Here is a 25,227-nt window from a genome sequence, read left to right on the forward strand (position 1 = left end):
CCTCTTTTTTGCCTGTTTACGAGAAGTGCCATCGTCAGGATCACCGTCAAACGCGACAAATAAAAACGGCCTCACAAGGAGGCCGCTCAAATCAGAGTGGTTGGTCGTTATTTCACGAACTCAACACCGGTTTGGATATCACCGTTTAGTGTCTCTAGCATGCCGTCAAGCGCGTCTTTCTCAAACGCACTGAGCGCACCGTAGCTAAGCACTTCTTCAACACCCTCTTTACCCAGTTTCACTGGTTGAGCAAAGAATGGGGCGTGCTCACCATCACCTTCAACGTACGCGTACTCGATGACTTCTTCACCTTGCAGTGCTTTCACCAACGCAAGGCCGAAACGACACGCAGCTTGGCCCATAGAGAGCGTTGCGCTACCGCCACCCGCTTTCGCTTCAACCACTTCTGTGCCTGCGTTTTGAATGCGTTTGGTGAGAGCGGCCACTTCTTCCGCGCTAAATTCCACACCTTCTACTTGAGACAGTAGCGGAAGAATCGTCACGCCGGAGTGTCCACCGATCACCGGTACACGCACTTGACCTGGATCTTTGTCTTTCAATTCAGCTACGAAGGTTTCAGAGCGAATCACGTCCAATGTCGTTACACCAAACAGACGACGCTTGTCGTACACGCCCGCTTTTTTAAGCACTTCAGCTGCGATAGGCACTGTCGTATTCACTGGGTTAGTGATGATGCCCACTAAGGCTTTCGGACAGACCACCGCGATCTTTTCTGCCAACGACTTAACGATACCTGCGTTGACGTTAAACAAATCGGCGCGATCCATACCTGGCTTACGAGCCACACCTGCAGAAATAAGAACAACATCGGCACCTTCAAGTGCAGGTGTTGGATCTTCACCGGCGTAACCTTTGATAGACACAGGCGTTGGGATGTGGCTTAGATCCGCAGCTACACCCGGCGTCACTGGCGCAATGTCATACAAAGCCAGATCGCAGCCTGCAGGAAGGCGGTTTTTCAGTAAAAGGGCTAGGGCTTGACCGATGCCACCAGCGGCACCAATAACAGCTACTTTCATTGTAGTTCTCCTTGAGATGGATCTCTTATATGTATCTTGTAGGGTATTCTGTACTCAGGTGTGTCCAAGCTAAACCAATCACATCCTGATTACAATCAATTAACGTCAGCTTTGCGACCTTGCGCAATCCACCATTAACGTGCTACAAATTTCACGCGCATTATCCCCTGTTCTACCTTGTATGACAAAGGGTTAAGCCCTCTTTTGTCCTTGGCGTTTTTCGCCAGTTTACAGTGATACGCTAGACAGAATTTCAGCTTTTCCATAGCTATAACTGCATAGCTATGCGAGAATATTCACTTCCTGTATAGACACTACTGGTGGAAGAAACATGCGCCATTCAGAAAAACAAGATAGCTTAGTGAGAGCGTTCAAAGCCCTATTGAAAGAAGAGCGATTTGGCTCGCAAGGTGACATCGTTGATGCACTGAAAAATGAAGGGTTTGACAACATCAACCAATCAAAAGTCTCACGGATGCTGACTAAGTTTGGCGCAGTGCGTACTCGCAACGCCAAAATGGAGATGGTCTACTGCTTGCCCGCCGAACTGGGTGTCCCTACCGTTTCAAGCTCACTGCGTGAGTTAGTGCTCGATATCGATCACAATGAGGCCTTAGTCGTGATTCACACAGGCCCAGGCGCGGCGCAGCTGATTGCCCGTTTATTGGACTCTTTAGGCAAAGCAGAAGGTATTTTGGGCGTTGTCGCCGGTGATGACACCATTTTTATTACCCCAACGCTGAGCATCACGACCAAGCAACTGTTCAAATCGGTGTGCGAATTGTTCGAGTACACTGGCTAACGTTTCATATTATTGACGCTTTTGATGATCGCGCTGACGCTCATTCAGCGTGATCTGCATCACATCCTGATTAAAATCCAACAACCCCGACAAAGTAACCGTAAGTAATTGATTTACTGAAAAAATCATCACAGAACAATCCCTATACATTCTCCTCACAATCAGCCCAAATCGCTACATTAGTTAACATACGTGTAATTATGTGCCAATTTTTTGGTATTATTCAGCCACTTTTTCAACATACGGATTGAAAAAGATGCCGTTTCCAGTAAGAGGAAACGCCCAAAGCAACTACACTTGCTAAGGGGCTAATAATGAATAAGGAAGGGAAATTCATGGCATTGAACAAACTTATTAAAGTCGGTGCGATTGCAGCTGCTGTAATGGGTGCTGGCGCCGTTAACGCACAAGAGTTCATCACAATTGGTACAGGTTCGGTTACGGGTGTTTACTACCCGACGGGCGGCGCCATTTGTAAACTGGTGAACAAAGGCCGTAAAGAACACAATATTCGTTGTTCTGTAGAATCAACCGGTGGTTCGATCTACAACGTCAACACTATCCGTGCTGGTGAGCTGGATTTTGGTATCGTTCAGTCTGACTGGCAATATCACGGTTACAACGGTACAAGTAAGTTTGCTGAACAAGGCCCGTACAAAGATTTACGCGCTATGTTCTCTCTACACACTGAACCATTCAACATCATCGCACGCAGCGATGCGGGCATCGACAACGTGTCTGACCTAAAAGGTAAGCGCGTCAACATCGGTAACCCGGGTTCTGGCGACCGTGCAACCATGGGTGTGGTCATGGAAGCCATGGGTTGGACCAACGACGACTTCAAATTGGCTTCTGAGCTGAAAGGCTCTGAGCGTTCTCAAGCGCTGTGTGACAACAAAATTGACGCGTTCGTTTACGTTGTGGGTCATCCAAATGGATCGATCAAAGAAGCGACCACATCATGTGACGCGAAGCTAGTGTCTGCAACAGGCGAGAAAATCGATGCCATCGTCGCAAACAACCCTTACTACGCATACAGCACAGTACCTGCCGGCATGTACCGCGGCACTGAAAACGACGTAAACAGCTTTGGTGTGGCAGCGACTATGGTGACCACAGCCAACGTGTCTGACGACGTCGCGTACAACGTAGCGAAAGCGGTATTTGAAGATTTCGATACCTTCAAGCGCCTACACCCTGCGTTTGCAAACCTGAAGAAAGAAGACATGGTGAAAGCTGGTCTTTCTATCCCTCTTCACCCAGGTGCAGAGAAATACTACAAAGAAGTTGGCCTACTGAAATAAGCCACTTTGTACAAACCCGGGACATGGCGCTCGGGTTTGTAGCGCCCGTATAAGGGCCGCTCCCAATGTCTCTTTTAGGGTTTCACATTTTTGAAACCCTTCTTCGTTTTATAGTAATAACCCAACGGTACTGAGAATGCAGACCTCGCCGCGCATGGCACGTCGACGATGCAATCAAGGTCACTCTTCCCCACACAATGCCAATACGCTGGGCGGCGCGTGGGCAGGAATAAAGCAATATGGCTTCTTTTCGCTACACTGAAAGAGGCCAATAAAGATTCTGACTGCGACTGACGTCGTGACCGAATGAATCATTTATAACAAGGATAAAGACCATGTCGAAGACAACCACTCCGTCTCCTGATGTGCAAGAAATGGTTGCCCAAGCCGATACTGGCGCGCGTGCCCCTAGTGGCATCGCCGGACGTATCTTATGGTTTGTGCCGCTTTGTTGGTCACTCTTCCAACTTTGGTATGCCTCACCTTTGCCGTTTATTTTCAATTTTGGCGTACTGAACGACACCGAAGCTCGTTCCATTCACCTCATGTTTGCGGTTTTTCTTGCCTTTACTGCCTATCCGGCCATGAAAAACTCTCCGCGCGATACCATTCCCGTGGTGGACTGGTTATTGGCGCTGGCAGGTAGCTTCTCTGCTGCCTACATCTACTTGTTCTACACCGAGCTCGCGGGTCGCTCTGGCGCACCGACCACCTTAGATATTGTGGTCGCGGTCACTGGGATGATTTTGCTCCTTGAAGCGACACGCCGAGCACTTGGGCCACCATTGATGGCGGTAGCCGCGGTATTTTTACTCTATACCTTCGGCGGCCCTTACATGCCAGACGTCATCGCTCACAAAGGGGCGAGCCTCAATAAAGCCATGTCCCACCTTTGGCTCACCACCGAAGGCGTATTTGGTGTGGCACTGGGCGTCTCGACCTCGTTTGTTTTCCTTTTCGTCCTCTTTGGCGCCATGCTTGAGCGCGCTGGGGCAGGCGCTTACTTTATTAAAGTGGCCTTCTCGCTACTTGGTCACATGCGTGGTGGCCCAGCAAAAGCCGCCGTTGTCGCTTCTGGCCTCTCAGGTCTGGTATCGGGCTCTTCGATTGCCAACGTAGTGACCACGGGGACCTTTACCATCCCACTGATGAAACGTGTTGGCTTCCCTGGCACCAAAGCCGGGGCCGTGGAAGTGGCTGCCTCGACCAATGGTCAGTTGACGCCACCTATCATGGGTGCGGCGGCATTCTTGATGGTGGAATACGTCGGGATCTCTTATGTCGAAGTGATCAAAGCAGCGCTGCTACCGGCGCTGATCTCCTACATTGCGCTGATTTACATCGTTCACTTAGAAGCGTGTAAAGCGGGCATGACAGGTCTACCTCGTCGTCACAATCCGACCTTAGTTCAAAGCCTGCTGTCGTTTACCGGTACCATTTTGGGTCTATGTATCATTAGTGCCTTGGTATACTACGGCGTGGGTTGGACCAAAGATGTCTTTGGTGCTGCGGCGACGCCGATTGTCACTGTCGCCCTACTGGTCGCCTACGTGGCTTTGGTTAAGATCTCCGCCAAGTACGCGCACGAAGGCGCCATCGAGATTGATGCTGAACTGACCGAAGTGCCCGATCCCGGCCCAACGGTGAAATCTGGCCTGCATTACCTGCTACCCATTGTGGTCCTAGTGTGGTGTTTGACGGTGGAGCGCTTCTCTCCAGGTCTGTCCGCGTTCTGGGCGACCGTGTTTATGATCTTTATCTTGATCACCCAACGTCCATTAATGGCGTTGATGGCGAAACAGAGCAATCTGCTTCAGCCGGCAAAAGAAGGCTTCGTCGATTTGGCTGAGAGTCTCGTCTCTGGTGCGCGCAACATGATTGGTATCGGCGTCGCCACGGCGGCAGCGGGTACGGTCGTCGGTGTGGTCACCTTAACCGGTATTGGCCTCGTCATGACAGACTTTGTCGAGTTCATCTCCGGCGGTAACATCATCTTGATGCTACTGTTTACTGCCTTGATCAGTTTGATCTTGGGCATGGGTCTTCCGACGACGGCAAACTACATTGTGGTCTCTACCCTGATGGCTCCCGTTATCGTTACCTTGGGCGCGCAGCACGGCTTGATCATCCCACTCATCGCAGTGCACTTGTTTGTGTTCTACTTCGGCATCTTAGCCGACGATACGCCACCGGTCGGTTTGGCGGCGTTCGCAGCGGCAGCCATTGCCAAATCGGATCCTATCCGTACTGGTATTCAAGGCTTTACCTACGATATTCGAACCGCGATATTGCCGTTTATGTTCATCTTCAACACGCAACTGCTGTTGATGGGGATTGATACCTGGTGGCATCTCGCCTTAACCATCATCTCCTCCATTATTGCGATGTTGATATTCTCCGCCGCGACACAAGGTTGGTGGTTCACCAAGAACAAATGGTGGGAAACGGTACTGCTACTGGTGCTGACCTTCTCCTTCTTCCGCCCTGGTTTCTGGTGGGATATGTTGTACCCAGCGAAAGTTCTTTCACCGGGTGTTGAGGTGGCTCAAATTACTGAAACACTAAAAGTGGGAGAATCGCTCGAATTACGAGTCTCAGGGGAAACCCTGGAAGGGGATATCGTTGAGAAGACGGTGCGCTTGCCTTTCGAAGATAACGCGAAATCAGCGAACGATCGCCTTGCCTCTATGGGTCTGATGTTAACCGAAGACGCGGGCAAAATGATTGTTGATATGGTCGAGTTTGGCAGCCCAGCGGAATCGGCGGGCATTGACTTCGATTGGGAGATCCAATGGGTAGTCCAGGATGCCGATCGTCCAATGAAGGAGTGGGTATTTGTCCCTGCCCTGCTCATTTTGATCGTCATGGGTCTCAACCAGAAAAAACGAGCTCGTAAGGAACAGCTTGGCGCCTAATAACACTCATACCAAGCAAAGCCGCGCTCTCTAACGAGCGCGGACTTTAGCGGGTATCAATCAGAGAACTAAACATGTACAAACAAATTCTTGTTCCCGTTGACCTCAATGACAAAGGCTTCTGTGACCGAGCCGTCGAACTGGCAGTCTGGCATGCGAAACACTCGAACGCAGAAATTCACCTGCTGAACGTGCTTCCGGGCATTCACATGTCGATGGTCGCCACTTACTTCCCCAAAGATGCGGCGAAGAAAATGAAGCAAGATGTCGAAACGCAGCTCAAGCAGTTCGCGGCACAACACATTGATGAAGACGTGGTGTACAAAGCCCATGTGGCAGAAGGTAAACCCTACAGCACCATTTTGGACTACGCTGAAAAGCTGGGGGCGGATCTCATCATCATGCCAAGCCACAAGCGTTCAAAAATTGATAAGGTGGTGCTAGGCTCTGTGGCAAGTAAAGTCGTACAGAACTCTCCGATTAACGTTATGGTCGTTAAGCCAAACGCGTAACCGGCGCGCCGCGTTGCGAAACGTCTCCTTTTATCAATAGGGCCCTCAACAGAGCGCCCTTTTTCTTTCCCTTTATTCTTTCTTCTTTCCCTGTTCAACTCCCAGCCCTGAGTCACTACGGCTTGTTCAATAGTTTTTACCTATTGAATTTATCGAATTGTCCAATTTTCTTTAATGAAAATAATTATCAATAATATCTCTATCGACACAACAGAGCATTGGACTTCACCATGAAAAAGACACTGACATTCGCAGCCTTGCACTTTACCATTGCGTTTAGCGTCGCCTACCTACTGACCGGTGATATTTTAATTGGCAGTCTAATCGCGATGATTGAACCTATGGTTAACACCGTCGCCTTCTACTTCCATGAAAAGGCTTGGCAGACACACCCAGCGCTTCGTAAATTAGCCAAATCGACTGGGATTAAAACCACTAGCTTCGCCAGCGTGCACTTTAGCGTCGCGTTTACGGTCGCGTATTTGATGACGGGTAGCTGGTTGATTGGCGGCATCATGGCGGCCATTGAGCCAAGTATCAACACGGTGGCCTACTACTTCCACGAAAAAGTGTGGCAGCGCCAAGACGCGAATTGGCAATGCCACCACGGTGCACACGCATAACGAACAAGGGCCGCTCAGCGGCCCTTATTGCTATCGAAACAAATTCGAGTTACGAAGCCCCTACGCCCCGCGCACTGGAAAATGCGTCACGCACAATGACTCACTTAGCCCCAATTCAAAGTGTTGCTTCTGGCCATCGAGCCCCACTTCCAATGCGTATAGGTGCGCTGGATTGGGATCGTTCACATCATAGTAAACAGGCGCTTCGACTTGAAACAGCGCACTGACCGACTGCGCGCGCACATCCAACGGCAAGTGATAGGTCATGCCATTAAATTTCACCGACGCTGAGACGAGCCCCGCGTTGTAGGTGTGATAATGCAGCGAGACCAGCAATTCGCAGCCGCCGCCATGATGCCATATCTGCTCGGTCGCCACGTGTTCTAAACGTACGTGACGAATAAACTGCAAATACGGCGCATGCCAAATGCCCATTCTCGGATCCGATAAACGTTGATTATCGCTCCCTAGCGGACAAACCTCGCCTTCGGCCTCTTCAATCAACGGCTCATCTTCTTCTAAAAACAGTATCTCAAATCGATTTCGTCCCGCTTGCAAATAGGGACGGATCTCTTTTCGAACCTCACTTTGGCTCCCATCGCAATCAAACAGCGCGACACCATTGAGTCTGACTTCAGCATGGTAATCGATGCCCGACATCACCAAATCCACCGCAGGGAAGGCTAGCATGGCCTCATCGACCTCAATATCGTGCATCAAATGCCACTCTTGCTCAGCAATCTGTTCCTCGCTCATGTCGTCTGGCAACACGGCGCTGAGTGGATTCGGGAACATAAGATCGTCTTGAGGAATAGAGAGATCCGTGAGAGGAGAAAGTTGCCATAAGCCGGCAAGAGATAACTGCATGGGTACGCCGATGATTTATTGAGCCAGATCAATGTCAGTGATTATAAAGCGTAAAAACAACAATGCCAGTCTTGAGACTGGCATTGAAAACAGGCTGAGCGCTGTGAACGTGAGACGACTCTCAATTACTCGTCGTCATCCTCTTCATCATCTGGGTACAAGGCGTCTTCGCCTTCGTAGTAGGTGCCCCATCCATCGTAGATGATGTCGTATTTTTCAGCGAGGTGAACCAACTTCTCTACTTGCGCATCAATGGCTTCTGCGTTTAGTGCTGATTCCATGGTGGCGTCGCAGCACAACAGTTTGTTGCCGTCTTCGTCTTCGGTCTCTTCCGCTTCTAATACTTCAAAGCCCATTTTGAATGCTTCCACTACCGCTTTCTCTAGGGTGTCGAAATCTTCAGCAAACAGGTGGTGTTCAATCTCATATAAAGAATCTGGATCACTGCCGTCTTCGAGTAACGCTTGAATGATGTCGCGAGTCTCTTCTTTTTGAATTTCAATTAACTCTTCAACTGATAGATATTCATCTTCATGAGACATAAAGTGTGCTCCAGATAGTAACAACATTGATCAAAAAATAACGCACCGGACTATGACACGGCTGTGCTAATAATACCACCTAGAATCGACTTTGATCCCGTACTTTCTCTGTTTGCTGCGCTTTCACGCCAGATCATCGAACTTATTAACACTTTTTTATCATTTTGCTGTTTTGGTGTTTTGTGTCGAGGGCGACGATCACGTCAGATCATTCACAATGCGTGTTTATGAGGTGGATCTGAATAGCGCCGAGACAAGTAAAACGAACCTAAACCTCATATTTAGTCATAAAAACTGACTAAATGATGCATATCCATTCAGTATAATCTAACAAACTTCCCGCTGCGCTCTAGCACCGAAAACGCATAGTCAGTCACAATCATGTGAATTTCTCCAAATTCACTCATTAGACATAAAAGCCGCAAACAACGAGCATTAAAGACATATATATAGAACATAATTACATTTGCAGAATTAATGGTTACAAAGTGCGCTTGCATCTTGATAACATTCTTGCCATAAATACGCTCTGGAATTCTGTGTAAGGAAGCAAAATGAGTAAGTTGTACGTAGGCTCTGAAGTTGGCCAATTAAGACGAGTCCTGTTAAACCGACCAGAGCGAGCACTGACTCACCTCACGCCATCAAACTGCCATGATCTGCTGTTTGACGATGTCTTGGCGGTTGAAGCCGCAGGCGAGGAGCATGACAAATTCGCTCAGACACTTCGCGATCAAGGTGTGGAAGTCTTACTCCTGCACGACTTGCTGGTTGAAACGCTCGCCGTCCCACCAGCCAAAGAGTGGTTACTCAATACACAAATCTCCGACCTACGTTTTGGTCCTATCTTCGCCAGAGATTTGCGCCACTACTTGAACGACATGGACAACGAGCACCTCGCGACCGTATTGCTCGGTGGCTTGGCCTATTCTGAGCTGCCGATTCGTTCGTCTTCTATGATGCCTAGCATGCATCGACCTTTGGATTTCGTCATTGAGCCCCTGCCCAACCACCTCTTTACGCGTGATACCTCATGCTGGGTTTACGGCGGCGTCTCACTCAACCCTATGATGAAGCCAGCCCGTCAGCGTGAAACCAACCACCTGCGTGCCATTTACCGCTGGCATCCAGTGTTTGCGGGGCAGGACTTCATTAAATACTTCGGTGATGAAGATCTTCATTACGACAACGCCAATATTGAGGGCGGCGATGTGTTGGTGATCGGTAAAGGCGCGGTGCTGATTGGCATGTCTGAGCGCACGACACCACAAGGGGTTGAGAACCTAGCGGCGACCTTGTTTAAACATGGCCAAGCCAAAGAAGTGATCGCCATTGATCTTCCCAAACATCGTTCGTGTATGCACCTCGACACCGTCATGACTCATATGGATGTTGATACCTTCTCTGTCTATCCAGAGATCATGCGCAAAGATCTGGAGACGTGGCGTTTAAATGCCAAAGACGATGGCGAGATGCAGGTCGAGAAAGTACCGAGTTTCGTTCACGCCATTGAACAAGCGTTAGGGCTCGATTATCTGAAAATCATCACCACAGGCGGCGATAGCTATGAAGCCGAACGTGAGCAGTGGAATGATGCCAACAACGTCTTGACGGTGAAACCAGGCGTGGTGATCGGTTACGAGCGCAACGTCTACACCAATGAGAAGTACGACAAGGCGGGCATTGAAGTGTTAACCATTCCCGGCAATGAACTCGGCCGCGGCCGCGGCGGAGCGCGCTGCATGAGCTGCCCAATCGAGCGTGACGGCATTTAAATCCGCCCCAAACAAAAGTGCCTAGTTTTAGAGATTTTCTCTCAAAACTAGGCACCCAACCACTCTCTAGGAACTAGGATCTAGAAACTAGGCACTCATCCTACTCCGTCCCACCAACCGTCAACGCATCCAGCTTCAACGTCGGCTGACCAACGCCAACCGGCACACTTTGCCCCGCTTTGCCACACACGCCAACGCCACGGTCGATACTGAGATCGTTACCGACCATGGAGACTTGCTGCATCGCTTCAATGCCGGAGCCAATCAACGTCGCCCCTTTGACTGGGCGCGTGATCTTGCCGTCTTCAATCAAGTACGCTTCCGATGCGGAGAACACAAATTTACCCGAGGTAATGTCCACCTGACCACCGCCGAAGTTTGGTGCGTAAAGGCCTTTTTTCACCGTTGAGATAATCTCTTCAGGCGTGTGCTGACCCGGTAGCATGTAAGTATTGGTCATGCGCGGCATAGGTAGATGAGCATAAGACTCACGGCGACCATTACCGGTCGGCGCTACCCCCATCAAACGTGCGTTGAGCTTATCTTGCATGTAACCTTTCAATACGCCGTTTTCGATTAAGGTGTTGTATTGACCATGCACGCCTTCGTCATCCACGTTGAGTGACCCACGCAGATCTTTCAGCGTGCCATCGTCAACAATAGTACAAAGATCCGAGGTGACTTTGTCGCCCACTTTGCCACTAAAGACCGATGACTCTTTGCGGTTGAAATCGCCTTCCAAGCCATGACCGACCGCTTCATGAAGCAGCACTCCTGGCCAACCCGAGCCCAGCACCACCGGCATCATACCCGCAGGCGCGGCATCCGCCTCTAGGTTGACCAACGCCATGCGAATCGCTTCATCTGCGTATTGATACGCCACTTGCACGCCATCGCTGTCACTTAAGAAGAAATCGTAACCAAATCGGCCACCGCCGCCTGCACTGCCACGTTCACGGCGCTCGCCGCGCTGCGCGAGTACACTGATTGACAGGCGCACCAACGGACGAACATCACCAGCGTAGGTGCCGTCTGTTGCCGCAACAAGCATCTGCTCATGGACACCGCTCAGGCTCACCGACACTTCTTTGATCAGTGGCTCTTTGGTACGAATGTAGGCATCGATCTGTTTGAGTAGCGTCGTCTTTTGCTCTTTCTCCCAACTGTCTAACGGATTGACCGCCGCATAGATGTGTTGGTTGTCAATGCGCTTGAACGCTTGTACCTGAGCATTTTGCCCTTGCTTGGCGATACCGCGCGCTGCGACCGCGCTCTGTTTCAAGCCCTCAAGCTGAATTTGGTCGGAGTAAGCAAAACCGGTTTTCTCGCCTGAGACCGCTCGCACACCCACACCGCAATCGATGTTAAATGAGCCATCTTTGATGATGCTGTCTTCCAAAACCAGTGACTCATGCCAACTGGATTGGAAGTAGATATCGGCGTAGTCAATTTGACGAGTCGCGATGCTCGCTAGCGTCTGTGCGACGTCACTTTCGCTCAGCCCAGCTGGTTTCAACAAGGCATCTTCTACAAGGTTAATGGTCATACTTCGCTCTTAACGTTAATGGTTTGACGAGTCGACAGGCATCGCTTATCGAACCGGAATGAATTGATTGTCGAATCGTGAATGTTGCCCAACGGGCATCGCGCTTCGACAGCTTGCGACCTGTTTTATGTCAATCTCGACGACAAGGTTATCGACCTCACGCGCCAGCGTCGCCACCACTTCGCCCCAAGGGGAGATGACCATAGAATGGCCCCAGGTTTCTCGGCCGCCGTCATGTGTGCCCGTCTGATTGACCGCCAGTACCCAAGATTGGGTTTCAATCGCTCTGGCTCTCAATAGCGCTTCCCAGTGCGCTTGCCCTGTCACGGCAGTAAACGCCGCTGGGACTAAAATCAGCGTCGCGCCGCGTCTGACAAGCTCATTATACAACTGGGGAAAACGCACATCATAACAGATGGATAAGCCAAGGTGGCCAAAGGGCGTGTCGAGTGTGACGATCTCCTCGCCGGGCGTGAAGGTTTCGGATTCGCGGTAACGTCCGTGACCATCGGCAACATCGACATCGAACATATGCAGTTTATCGTAGTGGCCGACAAGGCGTCCGGTGCGGTCGAACACCACAGAGGTCGTGGTCACGCCATTGGCCGTGCGGATCGGCATACTGCCGATGACTAACCACACGCCCCACTGCTGCGCCATGGCGGCAAGCGCCGATTGTAGCGGGCCATCACCTAAAGGTTCAGCATGCTTGTGATAATCCGCTCGCTGACCAAACACCAGTGCGTTTTCCGGGGTAACCACAAGCTGCGCCCCCGCTTTCGCTACCGCTTCAACCTGCTTGGCGATGTGGGCCAAGTTGTCTTGCGGATTCGGGCCTGAGGTCATCTGAATCAGTGCAACTCGTTCCATGAGTCTTCTCCTTATTTAACCGCGTCGCGTAAGCGCTCTGGTAATTTGAATTCCCCTTTACTGCGAGACAGCTCTTTGACAACCGGTGAATCCATCGGCCCTTTCACTTCATAATTGACCTGAGTGAACACTTCGACCACCGGTGAAATCACCGTGGTGATGGCGAGGACATACAGCGCCGTCTGCGGCGTCACCGCAAACGCAGTTAAGACGGGAATGCCTGACGTGATGTCTGGGGTGAAATTCACCTCGGCATCCACCGTGCGCGTGTTAAGGTTGGCTAACCCTTTGATGGTCATTTCGCCCGACACCGCATCCATCCGAATATCGTTGGTCAGGAAGACGCCATTTTTAATCTGACCAGAGCCAGTAATGGAGTTGAACGCCATCCCTTTGTCGAACACATCGGTAAAGTCGAGCTGCATTTTGCGGATGATCGAATCCAAACTAAAGAGGCCAAGCAGACGCGCCGCGCCACTGACATCGGAGATCATTCCTTTGCCCAGCTTCACATTGACCTCCCCCTCCATGGTGCTCACTTGTGTGGCCCACGGAGAACCATCCCACTCCACCTCAGAGCGAATATCAAACGGCGCTCGTTGGATGCCCGAGGAGATACCAAATCGCTCCATGACATCACTGTTGTTTTCGCCCGAGACCGCCAGCGTCATTTGTGTGTGGCTTTGATCGCCGTCCAACGCCCACCAGCCACTCACATCGACCTGGTTGTCTCCGCTTTGGAACGACAGCTTCTTCCACTCTAACTTGTTGTCACGGCGCTGAAGATCCAAATGCGCACGACCCACTTTGTAGCCTTGCACCCAAAAGTCGTCAATCGCTAGAGTAATATTAGGCAATTGGCGATGCAACGCGCGCTCAAAATCGGTGATGAGCGGCGCCTTCTCTAGCGGTTGGGTGAGCGGCTCGAGCAGAGGCTCCGGCGTTTGGCTCAAGGACTCCTCTAACCCTGGCACGTAGATGTGCAAGCGTTCAAAGGCGACGGAGAGGTCGTAGGGCTCAATATAGTTCGCCTCACCGAGTGCTTCTTGGCTGTCGATGGTCATGTGCCAACCGAGATTCTTGCGCTTGGCGGAGAAGTCGACGTCATTCCATTTGATCCCTGCCAGTTCGAGCTCTTTGACCTTGAGCTCTGCCCGTTGTAGCGCGGGGCTCTGTGGCATCCTCATCTGACTGATGACGCCTTCAGAAGTAGACTCGCTTGGCTTAAACGCGACGTCTAACCATTGGTCTAGGCTAAATTTATCAATCCGAATTGACGCATCATGCCCAGTGAACGGCGTGAGCTTGTAGCTACCGCGCCCGACCACGAGATTGGTCGCTTGCAACTGCGGCACATCGTCCGTGATATCAATCTCAGCCTGATATTTGACTTGCGGCAATTGCAATCGGGCACTGATGCTCTGCTGATTGCCAGAGGCTTGCAGCAGGGCTTTGCCCTCCACTTTACTCGCTTTATTGAGTGGATAAGGGTAGTCACTGACGAGGTATTTGAGATCTGCTTCGGTTTCAACCTGATAAGTAAAGCCAACGTCATTAAGCTGAATATCGATGTCACTGCGCCACTGCGCATGGCCAGATAATGGGGTTAACCAACGTTCACCAAGGTACGGCACCAGAGGTTTGACATCCCAGTCGCCAACCATATCAATACCAACCCCGTAGCCTTTGGCGACATTCTCGCCGTGAAAATCAATCCACACGGGCTGATCCAATAGCTCCGCAGAAAGCCCCGCAGCTTGCACCACGTCATTATCAAATTCTATCCGGCCACTGACCGCTTCGAGCGTCATTGGCGGCGTATTGATCGTAACGTGGCTCTGTTTGAGATCCGCATACCCCCAAGCACGCGCCTCTGCGCCGCCGTGAAATGGGATCATCAACTGGAATTGTGAGTCGACTTCACCATCCACTTGCACGGCGGTCAGCGCCGCGCCGACAGAATCAACCAATGGCGAAGCGGTCATGTAGTCACGAACCGCGTTGCCTTGGGCAACCGCGTGCGCTTCAATCTCAATATGGCCATTGGGTGCCAAAGCAGGAATACGCCCTGTGATGCGTTTCGCCTCGACATCCATCAAGGTTGCACTTTCAGAATCGAGATACATCGCATCGTTTTGGAACAGCAAATCCAACTGCAAATCGGTGATGGGTGGCCAAGCGGTGTCAAAACTGAACTTGGCCTCTTTTAACCCCACCCAGGCTTGAAACATACCGTTATTCTGGTGGTAGGGAAAATTGCCCAACTCGCCATACCAAAGCAGCTTGGCCGTATTGACCCGCCCTGCTTGAATCGCGGTCGACAGATAGTCGGTCAAGTTGCGCCCAAGGGCTAACGTCGGTAAATAGCGCCAAGTCTCGCCTGCGTTGTATAGATCCGCTTCACTGTAAAACGAAAGAAAGGGACTTTTTCCGTTGGGAAAGTCGAGACGAAAGGCGCCTAAGACTTGCAAATCTGGCGTCGCCGCGGTGACCTTGTCTGCCCACAAAGACCAACCTTGCTCATCGCGCTGCCAAACGACATCCGCATGGCCTTGTTTGATGTTCAGCGGCGCTTGAAACACCTCACCGTAAGGTAAGACATCGTCAAAAATACTCACTTGCGCGCGCGCTTGATGAAGATCGCCACTCACCGACGCCGTCAAGTAGTGCAGCCCCGGCAAGAGTTCCCATTGCGCCATTTTGCCTTCGCTAAGATCGGCCGAGTAGGTCAGGCTCTGCCAATCTCCATATGCGGACACACGTAAGTCTTCCACTAAGCCGCCCACAGCCAGCGTCTCGATCATGTCGGTGGTGGCGGCGGAGTCTGGCGCCAACTTAATCAAAGGGGTTAGCGCTTGGATATCCAGCTGCGAGACATTGAGTTGCCAATGCTGCGGTTGCCAAGCAAAGGCGATATCGAGTTCTGGCCAAGGGGTATTGTCGGTTAAAAACTGAAGTGAGTGAGCATTCACTTGCCAGCCTTGCTCTTTCGGCTCAAGCTGCACGATACCAGATTCGATCAATAACTCGTGCTGCTGACCCTCTTGCCAAATAAGCTCTGACGACAGCAACTCAACAAAGGCATTCACGGGCTTGCTCTGTTCGAGCGTTAGCCAGCTATTAAAGCTCACTTGTCCTTTTTCAATCCCGGTTTCGTTTTTCAGGTATTTGGTCAACCAAGGGGTAATGCGCACATTATCGGCGGAAACATAAAACTCGCCGCTCACATCAACCAGTGAGCCATGATCGATAAAATCCGCTTTGACCTGCGCAGAGTTGAGGTTGCCGTGAACAAAGCTCACTTCTCCATCGGCCAAATGACGGCGACCTTGGTTGCGCCACTGCAAATGGCTGATGTCGAGCACACGCTCATTACCATCAATTCCGAGAAAGAGAATTTTGGAGTCGGTCAGCGAAAAGCTGTCTAGCTGCCTAAGCAGTAGCTGATCGAGCTGGGCGATGACGCTGCGCTGCTCACGCCCTGGATTGAGTTCTGGTTTCGATTCTGTCTGCGTCCACTCAATCGAACGCACATCGAGCGCCAACTGATAGACATTAAGATCAGCCACCACGGGCTGCCATTGCAGCAGCGATTGAATCAGGTCGATTTCTATCTCTACCCGATCGGCAACCACGTCAATCCCGCTGTTTTCTGCCACTTGTGCTTTGACGCCTTGCAACGAGAGTGAGGGGTGCGTGTTGCGCCAAAAACCATGAATGCCTTCAATTTCAAAGTCGAGCGCAGTGCCTTGGTTGACCCATTGCTGGATCTCAACTTGAAAGTGATCGAGCTGCGGCAAGGTGACGCGCAGCGCCGTGACAACAATGGCCAATAGGGCCAAGGTTGACACGACTAACCAAAGAAAGAATCTCGCAACGCGAGTTGCCGTTGTGCTCACAAATTGCCTTTACATCATCACGACATCGAACTGCTCTTGAATGTACAGCGGCTCGGCCTGGATTTTCACTTGCTTGCCAATAAACACTTCGAGCTCTGCCAGCGCATGCGACTCCTCGCCTTGCAGGGTCTCGGCCACCGCAGGTGAGGCATACACCACGAACTTGTCGGCGTCGTATGCACGATTTACTCGAGTGATCTCACGCAAGATCTCGTAGCACACCGTTTCCACGGTTTTGACGCTGCCACGGCCTTCACAGGTTGGGCACGTCGAGCACAGAATGTGTTCAATACTTTCACGCGTGCGTTTACGCGTCATCTCTACTAAGCCTAGCTGGGTAAAGCCATTGATGTTGGTTTTTACGCGATCTTTATTGAGCGCCGCTTCTAGGGAAGTGAGCACGCGTTTTCGGTGTTCATCTTGGCTCATGTCGATGAAGTCAATAATAATGATGCCACCAAGATTGCGCAGACGTAGCTGCCTTGCGATCGCCTGCGTCGCTTCAATATTGGTGTTAAAGATCGTCTCTTCGAGATTGCGACGCCCCACAAACGCGCCAGTGTTTATGTCGACCGTTGTCATCGCTTCGGTCTGATCAATAATCAGATAGCCACCGGATTTGAGTTCAACTTTTCTCTCTAACGATCGCTGGATCTCATTTTCCGTGTCATACATATCAAAGATCGGCTTATCACCTTCATACAGCTCAAGCTTATCGGTTAGCTCAGGCACGTACTCGGAAGTGAACTCTTTGAGGTTTTCGTACTCAAGGCGTGAATCGACCATGATCTTAGTGATCTCTGTGCCGACAAAGTCACGCAAAATGCGCTGCGAGAGACCAAGCTCTCCATACAACGTAGAGCGCGTCTTATATTTGCTGCGACGCTCCATCACTTTGGACCACAAACGCTTGAGGAACGCGGCGTCTTGCGACAGTTCTTTTTCGTCCGCGCCTTCTGCGGCGGTGCGAATAATAAAGCCGCCGTTCTCATCACAGTAGTGAGCGACCACTTTCTTTAAACGCTCACGCTCTGACTCCGTCTCAATGCGCTGAGAGACGCCCACGTGGCTCGCCCCCGGCATAAAGACAAGGTACCGGGATGGCAAAGTAATATCGGTGGTGAGACGTGCCCCTTTGGTGCCCAGCGGGTCTTTGACCACTTGCACCACAATATCTTGCCCTTGACGGACAAGCTCAGAGATATCGCGCACCTGAAACTGCTGTTTCTCATTTTCCGCCACACATTCTGTGTGAGGAACAATATCTGACGCGTGAAGAAACGCGGCTTTTTCCAAGCCGATATCGACAAAAGCCGCCTGCATGCCTGGTAGCACACGGCTCACTTTGCCTTTATAGATGTTTCCAACAATCCCTCGTTTTGATTCACGTTCTACGTGGATTTCTTGAAGACTGCCGCCTTCAATCATCGCGACACGAATCTCACTTGGGGTGACATTGATCAGCAACTCTGCACTCATGGGCGCACCTCAAATCTAGTTATAAGAATTCTTTTAAGAGCTGGTCAGTTTCGAATAATGGAAGTCCTACGACAGCGTGATAACTGCCTTCAATACGAGTGACAAAACGTCCGCCAATACCCTGAATACCATAACTGCCCGCTTTATCGCACGGTTCGCCGGTGTGCCAATATTGTTCTATTTCTTGCTCTGACAATGGCTTAAACCATACGTTTGTTGTCACGACAACACTTTCACTTCGCTCGCGGCTCACTAGCGTGACTGCGGTCATCACTTGATGGGCTCGTCCTGACAACATGGATAACATCTGCTTGCAATGGGCAAGGTTTTCTGGCTTTTCCAGCACTTGCCCATCACACACCACAATAGTGTCGCTGCCTAACACGACGGCGTCTTCACGCAGCGCAAGCCCCGCCAAAGCTTTATCTTTAGACAAGCGAGTAACATAGTCCTGCGCTTGTTCCTCTGACCGTTGGGCTTCTTCCACATCGGTCACCAGCACCTCAAACTCTACCCCGAGATGGGTCAGTAGCTCTTTTCTGCGTGGTGAGCCTGAGGCTAACACTAATGTGCGCTTAACTAACTTGCGTTTAGCTGTGTTCATTTCACCTTCCAGCCCCTTGCTAACGGACATGCCAATGACGGCGAACTTTGCGCATCAATAGGAACATCCAAGGCCACAAGATGCAGTTGATCGCACCGCTCCACAGCGACATTGGATTAAACGTGACATCCTGCACTAGGTATTCACCACAGAATATCAAGACATCCAGTCCCATCGACATCACGCCAACCAAAATCGCCTGCTGCCACAACGCCATATTACGAATGACTAGGAAGTTGAGCGCCACCACATAGATGATGATCGACATCATCATGCCGCGAATACCGAGCGTCGAGCCAAGCAATAGATCCCACAATAAGCCCACCACCAACGCCGTACCGACGTTGACGCGATGTGGCAACGCCAACACCCAGTAGCAGGTGACAAGAAGCAACCAAGAAGGACGCAGCAGTTCCAGCACACCCGGCCAAGGAATGGTTTGCAGAGTGAGAGCGATCAAAAAGGAGACACCGACCACCAACTTACCTTTAAGAAGGCTATTGCTCATTGCTGGCCTCCTCACCGTCTGGTGGGGTCACCGCTTGTATTTTTTCCTGCCTTGAGTCGTTTGGCCAAATCAACAGTAGATATCTAAGTCGTTCAAAATCAACCACAGGCTCTGCTTCAATTTGAGCAAATTCGCGCGACGTATCTCGATCGACACTCGCCACATGAGCAACGGGGTAACCTTCCGGATAAACACCGCCTAAACCGGACGTCACTAAGAGATCCCCTTCTCGAATATCCATACTGATCGGGATATGATCGAGGTTAATGCCGTCAATCTGCCCATCGCCCGAGGCAATGACACGAATATCATTGCGGATCACTTGCACAGGAATCGCACTTTGGCTATCCACAAGCAGCAACACTCGGCTGTTGTGCGCAGAGACATAAGTCACCTGACCGACAATGCCTTTTTCGTTGGCGACCGGCTGCCCAACATACACCCCATCGATATGCCCTTTATCGATCACCACTTGATGACGATACGGTGAGGTATCCACGGCCATCACTTCCGCGACTGCCTTGCGTTCATCACGAATAAATGAAGAGCCGAGCAACTTACGTAATCTCTGGTTTTCTTCGCGATACTGATCCAAAAGCAGCAGATCATTTTTTAAATTGAGCACTTCACGTTTAAGCATTCGGTTGCTTTCCACGACGTCATGACGTGTGTTGAACCGCTCGTAAACGCCGTCAAACATCACACGAGGAATATCGGCTAAGTACTGAATCGGAGCGACCATACTATTGAGAAGGTAACGAAATTGTGTAAACGCACCTAAACGACTATCAGCCAGCATAAGGCTGGCTGATAAAATGACGGCAAAAAACAAGCGTAATTGAAGTGAAGGTCCTCGGCCAAATATCGGCTTCATTAACTCTGAGTTCCTAATTTAGGCATAACGCCTCGCCATTATTCTTCACTAAATAGATCGCCACCGTGCATGTCGATCATTTCCAACGCCTTACCACCACCGCGTGCAACACAAGTCAATGGATCTTCTGCGATCACCACTGGGATACCGGTTTCTTCGGTAAGCAGGCGATCGAGATCTTTCAGCAGTGCGCCACCGCCAGTCAATACCATGCCGTTTTCAGAGATGTCGGACGCAAGCTCTGGTGGACACTGCTCAAGGGCAACCATCACCGCCGATACGATGCCCGTCAGCGGCTCTTGCAGCGCTTCAAGAATTTCGTTGGAGTTTAGGGTAAAGCTGCGCGGCACACCTTCAGCAAGGTTACGACCACGGACTTCAATTTCAACCACTTCATCGCCCGGGTACGCCGAGCCGATCTCGTGTTTGATCTTTTCCGCCGTCGCTTCACCAATCAAGCTGCCGTAATTACGACGGACGTAGTTGATGATCGCTTCATCAAAACGGTCACCACCGATACGCACTGACGATGAATACACCACACCGTTCAGCGAGATCACCGCGACTTCTGTCGTACCGCCACCGATATCGACCACCATAGAGCCGGTCGGCTCAGAGACACGCAGGCCAGCACCGATTGCCGCTGCCATTGGCTCGTCAATCAAGTACACTTCACGCGCGCCCGCACCCAGTGCTGACTCACGAATCGCACGACGCTCAACTTGGGTTGAACCACAAGGTACACACACTAGTACACGTGGGCTTGGCCTAAGCACGCTGTTGTCGTGGACTTGTTTAATAAAGTGTTGCAGCATTTTTTCGGTCACGTAGAAATCGGCAATCACGCCATCTTTCATAGGACGAATCGCTGAGATGTTTCCCGGAGTACGACCTAACATTTGTTTTGCTGCATGGCCAACCGCAGCCACGCTTTTACCTGCACGGTTACGATCTTGGCGAATCGCCACAACGGAAGGCTCGTCAAGAACAATGCCCTGTCCTTTAACGTAAATAAGAGTGTTGGCAGTACCTAAATCGATAGATAGGTCATTTGAAAATATGCCACGAAGTTTTTTGAACATATTCTTCGCTCGTCCTGAAAGAATTATAAGATAGAAAATTGCACTAAATGTACCAATGCCTTGCCACTACAGCAAGGCATTGACGTCTAAACATGGGTAGAAACCCGCAATTTCTAACAGATTCCTAACCGAGTGCTAGAATTGAGCAAAATTATTGTCCGGTTAATCCTGGTTCCCCGCGGAAGATAACGCGGTCACTGCCTCGGAATATACCAAAGGTCACGACAGTAGAAGGATCTTCTTCGCCATTGGCTTCATCCGCTCTTCTATCATCCGCCCAGCGATAGGTCAGCCAAGGGAGATCATTGTTGCCTGAATCAAGATCCAACCATATCTGCGTCTGCTGACGCACATCGGATTGATTGTCTGCTTCGAGCTTCATTGTCCGACCAGATTGCAGCGTGCCATCCTCTTCTAGCACCACATCGCCAGGGGTCTCTCCATCTTCAACCCACAAGTGGTAGTTGGCACTCGGATCATTCACGCCATACACATGAGTAGAGCTATCTTCATCATTGGTCACAAACTGAGAGCCGTTCCAATACTCAACGCGTAGTGGCGTCACTAGATCATCCGTCATCGTCCCCCCCGTACCAGTGAGAACGGCACGACCGAAGCGAATATCCGGCTGTAGAGTCAGCAAAGTGGCATCGACACTGCCTGGTAGGAAGTCAATCGGGTCAGCATTGGTCACCCCAACCGTTGTAATCGATATCGCTGAGGATAACGCCGACCCGCCACTGTTAAACGGACCATCTTCATACCCCACTGTGGTCTCTGCTTTTTGCCAACACAGCTCTGTGCTACCACAAGCATCTGACGCAGACGAGCTCACCACAAATTCCCCCACACTTTGCCCGCCTACGCCCCAAGACTTGGTCGGTAAAGGCGAGATGAAACGAGTGGTATAGGCGGCATTGCTCTCATACAGAGCAAAGTTCGCTCTTAACGACGCAGCGTAACTGTTGGCAATGTAATTATTGACAGGCTCTTGATCGGCATTGAGCGCTTCAACATAAAATGTGACGCTATCCAGCGGCTGGTTCATGTAAACAAACGACTGCCCACTGGGGTAGCGCCAGTCCGTCAAAGGACTCTCTGCCACTTTGAAATATTTCGGATAGAAACGCCCTACATGGCGATATCCAGTATCTATGTTCATCGTTAAATAAGGATCTTGAGTGTTGGCTTTTATCGTCAAACTGCCCACATCATCCCAATAGAGAGCAGAAAAGCGAATCGGGGTTGCGGCATCATGATCGCTTTCCAAGCCACTATCTGAAGCGAGTAGTGCGGTCGAGGTGCCTTCAGCGGGTGTATGCAGCGCACTAGAGAGCTGCACCACAGCGGTGGGGGCATCAGACGCATAGAAATTACTCGTGACTGCTGCATCGCTACAATAGCTAGAGGTCTCAATCTCACCTGTCTCGTTAGTCCCTTGCCAGCGAATAGGACGCACGTTTAACTCAAAACGCTCGCCCGCTGCAACAAAAGCGTCACCGCCCGACGCGGTCCCGGATTTCAATGACCCACAGATGGCGAACGTCCATGGTCTTGCGTAGACCAAGAATGCCCCAGTTAACTCCCCACCACCATCTATCGGGCAACCGTCAAACCCTGTACAGTCGTAATTGCTGTCCGTTAGCGTCACGTTTAATTGACCTGACTCGCTAAATAGCAGTGTGTCGTTAGACTGTCCGCCAGTAAATTGCGGCGTGTAGTTCAATGTTCCTGTGCCGCTACTCGGCTGAATAAGGTTGGAAGTAATTTGAGGCGTGCCACTGTAAGCCGGATCGGCCACCACTGAACCATCATTACAAGCCAATACCGTAGCGGAAACCTCGCTCGGCTTGCTGGCAACCATAAACTGATCGTCCGCGTCAAATCGAAACGGTACGAAACGATATTCCCCTGAGGTTTCGCTTTGAACCGCACTGCCCCCTAAGGTCGCTTGTGCATAAAGGTTATCAAACACCTGAGATTGGGTCGCACTCAATAAGTAACTAGCAACGCCATTCGCCGCATTCGCACTGCCGAGAAGCTCGTTACCTCGATAAAATGACACCGCGCCGTTAAACGTCGTATCGACATTATCACCGTTATAGACGGTTGCGGTTAGGGTAATATCTTCACAAATCAGACTGATGTCGGTCAGTGGGGTGAGCTCTATTGTGTAGTCATCGGCAGGCTGAAAACAGTGGTTATCGGTGGCAATGATTTGAGCCGAGCTATTCATAGAAATGGATCTCGCGGTCACAGCGCCTCGAACGATCGCCGTGTTGCTTAAAACGACGCGCGCTTCACTGTATAACAAGCCCACAAATTCAGCATCGCTATTCAAATTAACCAAAGCGCTCCCTAAATCATGCGCAAGCAAAACAAACTGCCCAGTCCCTTCTTCACCAAAAAAAGTGCCCTGGCTCATGTCGATACTTTTAATGTGGATCGTTACTCTCTCGCCATCCGGGATCACAATTCTTCCGCTATTGTTGATATCGATAGACTCAACCCAATAGGTTCCGGAAGTAAACGTCGCGCTGCCATTACCGACAGAAAGGTGCCCTATCGCTTCATCATTTGAAAACGTTCGACTTTCCCCCCAAATACTCACTGTTTCTAAACCACTATTCGGTGATTGAAAGCTCTCTAATTCTTGCTTGTCCACTTGAAGACCATTATCACCTAGGCATGCAATGCCATCACATGCGCGAGATTGGTTATCTCCTGTTATTGAGGCTTGAGGAAACCCAACATAACGATAGCCATTCGCTAGCTTCGCCCCTAGAATTTGCGCACTATTATCGATGTTTAACGTGCCAGTGGTATTTGTTTTCCATGTCTGTGCTGGTGAAGGAAATAGCGCACATTCCGCACTGAGTGGTGGCTTATCGAATAAGAAATAGGAGTAAGGCTCCACAACGTGAGCACGTTCGGAATCTCGTGCCATGTCTTCCTCATTAATTAATGCCACACCGGTTTTAGAGACAGAGCAGCGCCTTAGCCACCCACCGTTATTACCATTTCGAGTCCGCTTTGCTGCCAGCAACGTAGGAACGTTGTTGAATCCTGACACTGTAAAGGCACTGACCTGTTGGCACCCTTCCGTAATGGGCTTAATCACCTGATCGTTAATATTGAGCGTGTTTCGTGTCGAACCTTGACCTAACCAGAATTTACGCCCATTGACGAAGCCCTCACCTAGACCTGCGACAAACGCCACTTGCTCGTCAATGGGCAGTACGGCGTTAGAGGTCACTTCAGAACGGTCCAAGATCAAACTAAAGTTGGAACGTGATGGATTAAGGGCAATGGGTGTTAGCCACACAGGCTCAAGAGTGTTCGGGTCGATATTATTGGTCGATTGAATCTGCACCAATACCCCAGGGTTGGAGTCAAAGTTGCTCGTCAAGCCATAACTGCCGTAATTCACCGTTAAACGGCTGTTGCCACCGCCGCCCGCATTCGAATATGTCCGGTTGTATGACACCAAACCCGCCACCAATTTCGCGCCACTACTGAATTCCAGCACGCCCGGCTCCATAACGAAATAATCGATGTTTTCCATCGGCGCATCGACATAAGTCACTGGGTCATCGCCGTTTCCACCACAGCGCCAACGGTTGCCTTGCCACCTAAGTGTCTCACAAGCAGCATCATGGTTGGGGATGAGCTGCGTTACCGTCGCTTGACTCTCGGAGACCGACATAACACGTAAATCGGAGGGGTATTCTGTTGTTTTTGTATCAAAGTTGGAACGACTGGCATCAATCGTCGACATCACAAAAACCAGAGGAGGAGAAGAATAGGTATTACTGAAATTGAACGTACATGAGACCGAAGGCCCTGTCACAGTACAGTCCTCAGCAGCAATGGTGCCAAACTCAAACTGAGGATTGGTATTGACAGAGAAAGCGTGAGCAGACCAAAGGACGCTCAACAGCACGAATAGACGACACAACCTAGACACTAGCACGTTACACTCCAA

General features: G+C 50.7%; 18 protein-coding genes. 6 read left to right on the forward strand and 12 right to left on the reverse strand.

Annotation, left to right across the window (positions count from 1 at the left end):
- Window positions 1–107: 107 nt before the first annotated feature.
- Window positions 108–1,040: a malate dehydrogenase gene (gene mdh, locus AC6R03_RS00250; protein ID WP_334555058.1), complete on the reverse strand. Its 933-nt coding sequence runs from the start codon at window positions 1,038–1,040 to the stop codon at window positions 108–110.
- Between the two features lie 331 nt (window positions 1,041–1,371).
- On the opposite strand from mdh, the gene argR reads away from it, so the two are divergent.
- The 5 genes from argR to AC6R03_RS00275 all read left to right on the forward strand — a co-directional run bounded on the left by argR (window position 1,372) and on the right by AC6R03_RS00275 (window position 7,196).
- Complete coding sequence (gene argR / locus AC6R03_RS00255) at window positions 1,372–1,842, forward strand: transcriptional regulator ArgR (protein WP_334555057.1); 471 nt, start codon at window positions 1,372–1,374, stop codon at window positions 1,840–1,842.
- 335 nt (window positions 1,843–2,177) lie between these two features.
- Entirely contained in the window at window positions 2,178–3,146 is a 969-nt protein-coding gene (locus tag AC6R03_RS00260; RefSeq protein ID WP_334555056.1) for a TAXI family TRAP transporter solute-binding subunit, read from the forward strand.
- A gap of 335 nt (window positions 3,147–3,481) precedes the next feature.
- The gene (locus tag AC6R03_RS00265) at window positions 3,482–6,061 is read left to right on the forward strand and encodes a TRAP transporter permease (protein WP_500631216.1); all 2,580 of its coding nucleotides are present in this window, start codon (window positions 3,482–3,484) and stop codon (window positions 6,059–6,061) included.
- 74 nt (window positions 6,062–6,135) lie between these two features.
- Window positions 6,136–6,573 carry a universal stress protein gene (locus AC6R03_RS00270; protein WP_334555054.1) on the forward strand — a complete coding sequence of 146 codons (438 nt, stop codon included), beginning with the start codon at window positions 6,136–6,138 and terminating at the stop codon, window positions 6,571–6,573.
- 230 nt (window positions 6,574–6,803) lie between these two features.
- Entirely contained in the window at window positions 6,804–7,196 is a 393-nt protein-coding gene (locus tag AC6R03_RS00275; protein ID WP_334555053.1) for a DUF2061 domain-containing protein, read from the forward strand.
- A 60-nt stretch (window positions 7,197–7,256) separates the two neighbouring features.
- Here the strand turns inward: AC6R03_RS00275 and AC6R03_RS00280 are convergent, their stop codons facing one another.
- Together AC6R03_RS00280 and rraB are read right to left on the reverse strand one after the other, a co-directional pair.
- A complete protein-coding gene (locus AC6R03_RS00280) occupies window positions 7,257–8,063 on the reverse strand; it encodes a glycosyl hydrolase 2 galactose-binding domain-containing protein (RefSeq protein WP_500631215.1) in 807 nt (268 codons plus the stop codon).
- Between the two features lie 125 nt (window positions 8,064–8,188).
- Window positions 8,189–8,605, reverse strand: a complete 417-nt coding sequence (gene rraB, locus AC6R03_RS00285) for a ribonuclease E inhibitor RraB (protein WP_334555051.1) — start codon at window positions 8,603–8,605, stop codon at window positions 8,189–8,191.
- 554 nt (window positions 8,606–9,159) lie between these two features.
- Here rraB and arcA point away from each other — a divergent pair.
- Window positions 9,160–10,380, forward strand: coding sequence for an arginine deiminase (gene arcA / locus AC6R03_RS00290; RefSeq protein WP_500631214.1), 1,221 nt, complete (start codon window positions 9,160–9,162; stop codon window positions 10,378–10,380).
- A gap of 100 nt (window positions 10,381–10,480) precedes the next feature.
- Here arcA and tldD read toward each other — a convergent pair whose 3' ends face one another.
- The 9 genes from tldD to AC6R03_RS00335 form a co-directional block, all read right to left on the reverse strand.
- Window positions 10,481–11,926, reverse strand: coding sequence for a metalloprotease TldD (tldD, locus tag AC6R03_RS00295; protein ID WP_500631213.1), 1,446 nt, complete (start codon window positions 11,924–11,926; stop codon window positions 10,481–10,483).
- A gap of 45 nt (window positions 11,927–11,971) precedes the next feature.
- Window positions 11,972–12,796, reverse strand: coding sequence for a carbon-nitrogen hydrolase family protein (locus AC6R03_RS00300; RefSeq protein WP_500631212.1), 825 nt, complete (start codon window positions 12,794–12,796; stop codon window positions 11,972–11,974).
- An 11-nt stretch (window positions 12,797–12,807) separates the two neighbouring features.
- Window positions 12,808–16,695, reverse strand: coding sequence for a YhdP family protein (locus tag AC6R03_RS00305; RefSeq protein ID WP_500631211.1), 3,888 nt, complete (start codon window positions 16,693–16,695; stop codon window positions 12,808–12,810).
- A 9-nt stretch (window positions 16,696–16,704) separates the two neighbouring features.
- Window positions 16,705–18,174 carry a ribonuclease G gene (gene rng, locus AC6R03_RS00310; RefSeq protein WP_334555046.1) on the reverse strand — a complete coding sequence of 490 codons (1,470 nt, stop codon included), beginning with the start codon at window positions 18,172–18,174 and terminating at the stop codon, window positions 16,705–16,707.
- 19 nt (window positions 18,175–18,193) lie between these two features.
- Window positions 18,194–18,778: a Maf family protein gene (locus AC6R03_RS00315; protein ID WP_500631210.1), complete on the reverse strand. Its 585-nt coding sequence runs from the start codon at window positions 18,776–18,778 to the stop codon at window positions 18,194–18,196.
- Between the two features lie 19 nt (window positions 18,779–18,797).
- Complete coding sequence (gene mreD, locus AC6R03_RS00320; RefSeq protein ID WP_334555044.1) at window positions 18,798–19,286, reverse strand: rod shape-determining protein MreD; 489 nt, start codon at window positions 19,284–19,286, stop codon at window positions 18,798–18,800.
- Window positions 19,276–20,160 (reverse strand): rod shape-determining protein MreC, encoded by an 885-nt coding sequence (gene mreC / locus AC6R03_RS00325; protein WP_500631209.1) that lies wholly within the window; start codon window positions 20,158–20,160, stop codon window positions 19,276–19,278. Before mreC ends, mreD begins: the two co-directional genes overlap by 11 nt.
- 38 nt (window positions 20,161–20,198) lie before the next feature.
- The gene (locus AC6R03_RS00330; protein WP_500627092.1) at window positions 20,199–21,242 is read right to left on the reverse strand and encodes a rod shape-determining protein; all 1,044 of its coding nucleotides are present in this window, start codon (window positions 21,240–21,242) and stop codon (window positions 20,199–20,201) included.
- A gap of 151 nt (window positions 21,243–21,393) precedes the next feature.
- On the reverse strand, window positions 21,394–25,209 hold the full coding sequence (locus AC6R03_RS00335; protein ID WP_500631243.1) for a DUF6701 domain-containing protein: 3,816 nt from the start codon (window positions 25,207–25,209) through the stop codon (window positions 21,394–21,396).
- Window positions 25,210–25,227: the final 18 nt, after the last annotated feature.

This window comes from Vibrio sp. R10-SG-ISO4, assembly GCF_059834135.1.

Excerpts from the sequence above, each read along its gene's own strand:
- rng (WP_334555046.1), bottom strand. The coding sequence starts at position 18,174 with ATGAGTGCAGAGTTGCTGATCAATGTCACCCCAAGTGAGATTCGTGTC.
- arcA (WP_500631214.1), top strand. The coding sequence starts at position 9,160 with ATGAGTAAGTTGTACGTAGGCTCTGAAGTTGGCCAATTAAGACGAGTC.
- AC6R03_RS00280 (WP_500631215.1), bottom strand. The coding sequence starts at position 8,063 with ATGCAGTTATCTCTTGCCGGCTTATGGCAACTTTCTCCTCTCACGGAT.
- AC6R03_RS00265 (WP_500631216.1), top strand. The coding sequence starts at position 3,482 with ATGTCGAAGACAACCACTCCGTCTCCTGATGTGCAAGAAATGGTTGCC.
- mreD (WP_334555044.1), bottom strand. The coding sequence starts at position 19,286 with ATGAGCAATAGCCTTCTTAAAGGTAAGTTGGTGGTCGGTGTCTCCTTT.
- AC6R03_RS00260 (WP_334555056.1), top strand. The coding sequence starts at position 2,178 with ATGGCATTGAACAAACTTATTAAAGTCGGTGCGATTGCAGCTGCTGTA.
- argR (WP_334555057.1), top strand. The coding sequence starts at position 1,372 with ATGCGCCATTCAGAAAAACAAGATAGCTTAGTGAGAGCGTTCAAAGCC.
- tldD (WP_500631213.1), bottom strand. The coding sequence starts at position 11,926 with ATGACCATTAACCTTGTAGAAGATGCCTTGTTGAAACCAGCTGGGCTG.
- AC6R03_RS00300 (WP_500631212.1), bottom strand. The coding sequence starts at position 12,796 with ATGGAACGAGTTGCACTGATTCAGATGACCTCAGGCCCGAATCCGCAA.
- AC6R03_RS00270 (WP_334555054.1), top strand. The coding sequence starts at position 6,136 with ATGTACAAACAAATTCTTGTTCCCGTTGACCTCAATGACAAAGGCTTC.
- rraB (WP_334555051.1), bottom strand. The coding sequence starts at position 8,605 with ATGTCTCATGAAGATGAATATCTATCAGTTGAAGAGTTAATTGAAATT.
- AC6R03_RS00330 (WP_500627092.1), bottom strand. The coding sequence starts at position 21,242 with ATGTTCAAAAAACTTCGTGGCATATTTTCAAATGACCTATCTATCGAT.
- AC6R03_RS00315 (WP_500631210.1), bottom strand. The coding sequence starts at position 18,778 with ATGAACACAGCTAAACGCAAGTTAGTTAAGCGCACATTAGTGTTAGCC.
- mreC (WP_500631209.1), bottom strand. The coding sequence starts at position 20,160 with ATGAAGCCGATATTTGGCCGAGGACCTTCACTTCAATTACGCTTGTTT.
- AC6R03_RS00275 (WP_334555053.1), top strand. The coding sequence starts at position 6,804 with ATGAAAAAGACACTGACATTCGCAGCCTTGCACTTTACCATTGCGTTT.
- mdh (WP_334555058.1), bottom strand. The coding sequence starts at position 1,040 with ATGAAAGTAGCTGTTATTGGTGCCGCTGGTGGCATCGGTCAAGCCCTA.